The organism is Isoptericola sp. NPDC056578 (genome assembly GCF_042793275.1).
Classification (GTDB): Bacteria; Actinomycetota; Actinomycetes; order Actinomycetales; family Cellulomonadaceae; genus Isoptericola.
Genome location: NZ_JBHTVC010000063.1, coordinates 24924 through 29038, shown reverse-complemented (window position 1 = coordinate 29038; position 4115 = coordinate 24924). Strand labels below are relative to the sequence as shown.

The 4115-nt window shown below is 74.5% G+C and carries 4 protein-coding genes; 1 reads left to right on the top strand and 3 read right to left on the bottom strand.

Annotation, left to right across the window (positions count from 1 at the left end):
- Positions 1-71: 71 nt before the first annotated feature.
- Both ACFQ80_RS19060 and ACFQ80_RS19055 read right to left on the bottom strand, forming a co-directional pair.
- On the bottom strand, positions 72-788 hold the full coding sequence (locus tag ACFQ80_RS19060; protein ID WP_430548603.1) for a response regulator: 717 nt from the start codon (positions 786-788) through the stop codon (positions 72-74).
- A complete protein-coding gene (locus ACFQ80_RS19055; protein WP_430564739.1) occupies positions 785-2065 on the bottom strand; it encodes a sensor histidine kinase in 1281 nt (426 codons plus the stop codon). Before ACFQ80_RS19055 ends, ACFQ80_RS19060 begins: the two co-directional genes overlap by 4 nt.
- Before the next feature lie 170 nt (positions 2066-2235).
- Between ACFQ80_RS19055 and phoU the strand changes: the two genes are divergently transcribed.
- Entirely contained in the window at positions 2236-2901 is a 666-nt protein-coding gene (phoU, locus tag ACFQ80_RS19050; RefSeq protein WP_430564738.1) for a phosphate signaling complex protein PhoU, read from the top strand.
- 47 nt (positions 2902-2948) lie between these two features.
- On the opposite strand, the gene ACFQ80_RS19045 is transcribed toward phoU, so the two are convergent.
- On the bottom strand, positions 2949-3998 hold the full coding sequence (locus tag ACFQ80_RS19045) for a DUF4037 domain-containing protein (protein ID WP_430564737.1): 1050 nt from the start codon (positions 3996-3998) through the stop codon (positions 2949-2951).
- Positions 3999-4115 lie beyond the last annotated feature (117 nt).

The following is a 4115-nucleotide window of genomic DNA, read 5'->3' as shown; positions in this document are numbered from 1 at the left end:
AGTTCGGGGCGGCCCACGCTTCTGCGGGCCGCCCCGAACTACCTCGGCGATCTTCGTGCTACCTCGGCGATCTAGGCAGGCTCGTCCGCGAGCTTGTAGCCCAGGCCGCGGACGGTGAGCAGGAGCTGCGGGGCGCCCGGGTCGGCCTCGATCTTGGACCGGATCCGCTTCACGTGAACGTCGAGCGTCTTCGTGTCGCCCACGTAGTCCGCGCCCCAGACGCGGTCGATGAGCTGCCCGCGGGTGAGCACCCGGCCGGCGTTGCGCAGCAGCAGCTCCAGCAGGTCGAACTCCTTGAGCGGCAGGGACACGGCGTCGCCGCCCACGGTGACCGTGTGCCGCTCCACGTCCATGCGCACCGGGCCGACCTCCAGCACCGGCTCCCCGTCGTCGTCGTGCCCGTTCGACGACGCCTCGGGGGCCGCCGGGCCGCGCCGGCGCATCACCGCGCGCATGCGGGCCAGCAGCTCGCGGAAGGAGTACGGCTTGGTGACGTAGTCGTCGGCGCCGAGCTCGAGCCCCACGACCTTGTCGATCTCCGAGTCCTTGGCCGTGAGCATGATGACGGGCACGTCGCCGCGCTGCCGCAGCTCCCGGCACACCTCCGTGCCGGACAGGCCGGGCAGCATGAGGTCGAGCAGCACCAGGTCGGCGCCGCCGTCGTCGTAGGCGGCCAGCGCGTCGACCCCGTTCGAGGCCTCCACGACCTCGAACCCCTCGCGGGTGAGCTGATATGTCAGGGGGTCCCGATAGGACTCCTCGTCCTCGACCACCAGGATGCGCGTCACGCACCTACCTCCTCGTCCGTCGTGCCATGGGTGTGCCGGTTGTGCTGATGGGCGTGCTGATGGGTGTGCTGATGGAGGTGCTGCTCGGTCGCCTGACCCGCCTGACCGGGGACGTCCTCGGGGGCGTCCCGCGGGATCTCCTGGGGCACGTCGGCCGCGGGGATGCGCAGGGTGAACGTCGAGCCCTTGCCGGGCTCGGACCAGATCTGCACGTCGCCGCCGTGGTCGGCCGCCACGTGCTTGACGATGCTCAGGCCCAGCCCGGTGCCGCCCGTGTCGCGCGAGCGCGCCGGGTCGACGCGGTAGAAGCGCTCGAACACGCGGTCCTGCTCGTCGGCGGCGATCCCCACGCCCTGGTCGACGACGTCGATCTCGACCAGGCCGCGGCGCACGCGCACCCCCACGCCCACGCGGGTGTTCTCCGGGGAGTAGGCGACGGCGTTGTCGAGCAGGTTGCGCACCGCGGTGACGAGCAGGTTGTGGTCGCCGAACACGAGGACGTCGGACGAGCCGCCGACCGTGATCGCGATGTTCTTCGCCTGCGCGGTGGTGCGGGCGCGGTCCACCGCCTCGGCGACGACGTCGCGCACCGGGATCGTCGTGACCTCCTGCAGCGCGCCCGCGACCTGCAGGCGGGACAGCTCGATGATCTCGTGCACCAGGGCGGACAGGCGCTGCGCCTCCGCCTGCATCCGCTCGGCGAAGCGGCGCACCGCGACGGGGTCGTCCGCGGCGTCCTGCACCGTCTCGGCCAGCAGGGCGAGCGCCCCGACCGGCGTCTTGAGCTCGTGCGAGACGTTGACGACGAAGTCGCGGCGGATGGCCTCGACCCGGCGGGCCTCGGTGCGGTCCTCGGCGAGGACGAGCAGCTTGTCGGGGCCGACCGGCGCGACGCGGACCTGCAGCAGCACCGTGCCCGACCCGATCGGGCCGCGCGGCAGCTCCAGCTCCTTCTCGCGGATCACGCCGTCGCGGCGCACCTCGCGCACCAGGTCGACGATCGCCGGGTGCTGCAGGGCGTCGTTGCGCACCACCCCCAGCGCGTACGCCGGCGGCGACGCCCGGACGACGTCGTCCTCCTCGTCCAGGACCACCGCCGCCGAGCGCAGCACCGCGAGCACGCGGACGAGCCCCTCGTCGAGCTCGGCGGGGGCTGCCTCGGGCGACCGGCGCTGGGCATGCTCGGAGAACCGGAAGGCGAGGGTCGCGACCACGCCCACCACGACTCCGATGATGCCCGCGACGACCGCGGTCACACCCTGGATGATTCCGTCCACGTGGCAAGCGTAGGTCGCGGTGCCCCGGGAATCCGTCGCGGAGCGGAACTGCTCAGCGAGCCGTCGCCCACTGTTCACCTTCGACCCGCCCGGAGTTCACCTGGGCGCCCCCGGCGCGTCCACGGGGCGTGTCAGGCTGGCCGCAGACCTTTTACCCCGAGAGGACAGCGATGCGAGAGATCTTCGAGGCCGAGCTGCGCCAGGTCGGTGACGACCTCATCGAGATGAGCCGGCTCGTCGAGTCGGCCATCCGGCGCGCGGGCGACGCCCTGCTGGAGGCCGACCACCAGCTCGCGCAGGAGGTGATCGCCTCCGACCACGCGATCGACCGGCTCGAGAGCGAGCTCGACGAGCGCTGCGTGCACCTGCTGGCGCAGCAGCAGCCCGTCGCGACCGACCTCCGGGTCGTCATCTCGGCGCTGCGCATCAGCGCCTCGCTCGAGCGCATGGGCGACCTCGCCCGGCACGTCGCCGAGATCGCCCGCGGACGGTACCCCGCCCAGGCCGTGCCCGAGCCCGCGCGCGAGACGTTCGTCAAGATGCACGGCGCGGCGGTGCACGTCGCCCAGCGCACGACGGCGCTGCTCGCCACGCGCGACGTCGCGCTCGCCGCCGAGGTGCAGCAGGACGACGACCTCCTCGACGCCCTGCACCAGGACACCTTCGCCGCGACGCTCGACCCCCAGTGGCCCGGCACCACGCAGCAGACGGTCGACGTCACGCTGCTGGGCCGCTACTACGAGCGGTTCGGCGACCACGGCGTCTCCGTCGCGCGTCGCATCACCTTCCTCGTCACCGGCAACTTCGACGACGAGCACGCGCGCGCCGACGCCTGAACCACCCGCGTGCCGCGAGGCAGTGCCGTTCCGGCCGGGGTACCGGACTACCTCGGCGGGATCGGTGCTACCTCGGCGAGGCCGCGGACCAGCGCGACGCGCCGTCGCGCATCCGTCAGGACGTCGACGGCGTCCACCCACTGCTCGACGGCGGCGGGCAGGCCGCGGACGGCGTCCCCGGCGGCGCCTCCCAACAGCTCGGGGACGCCGCGCAGGCCGCGGGACGGGCGGTCGAAGAACGCCTCCGTCGCGGGGCCGTCGAGGGCCGGCAGCCCGACCTCGCGCTGGCGCTCGTGCAGCGCGTCGCACGCGGCGCCCAGCGCGGCGTCGCGCTCCTGCCACGTCGTGGCCGCGAGCGCCCGGTCCAGGTGCGGGCCCGCCGTCTGCGCCGACGGCGTGCCCGCGAACGCGGTGCCGAGCCACTTGGGATAGGGCGGCCACCGCCGCTCCAGCAGCAGGCCGAGCCGCAGGAGCGAGCCCGCCAGCCGGGCCGCGAGCACCCTCGAGCCGGCGTCGTCCCCCCGCACCCCGGTGCGTCCGACGAACGGCAGCTCCTGGCCGATCCGCGCCCACTCGGCGGCGAGCACGTGCAGCCACACGTCGTCGGGGTACCAGGCGAGCCGCGCCCGGATCGCGGTCAGCTCTCCGGGACCGTCGTGGAAGACGGCACCGGCGGTCACCTCCAGCACGCTCTGCCCGGTGAGCGCCAGCCAGCCCGCGGCGTCGAGGTCGGTCGTCGGGTCGAGGCCGAGCCGCGACGCCGCGAACCCGCGCGGGGTGGCGACCTCGACACGATGGCGCACCACCGGGTCCCAGGTCGTGGCGAACCGCACCGGCAGGCCCGCGTGCTCGGCCGGCAGCGCGGCCTCCAGGTGGGCGTCGACGGCCGCGACGTCCTCGTCGTCCACGAGCAGCGTGAGCCGCAGCCCCCAGTCGTGGTCGCGCGACGTCTCGTCGTCGAGCCCGAGCACGTCGGACCCGCTGCCCAGCCGACCCGCGGCGTACCGCAGGCCGGGCCGCCACGCCACCAGCACGGGGCGGACGACGTCGTCGTGGAAGGCGCGGGCGAGGCCGGTGCCGGTGGTCGCGGTGGTCACCCGGCCATGCTGCCAGCGGGGACGGCGGCACCCCCGGGCCCTGTTCGGGGCCCCGGGGGGGGGGGGCCGGCGGGGGGCGGGACATGCGCGGGGTTGGGGCCCCCCCCCTGGGGGGCG

Bases quoted from the DNA above. Each gene is read 5' to 3' on its own strand.
- phoU (WP_430564738.1), top strand. From the start codon at position 2,236: ATGCGAGAGATCTTCGAGGCCGAGCTGCGCCAGGTCGGTGACGACCTC.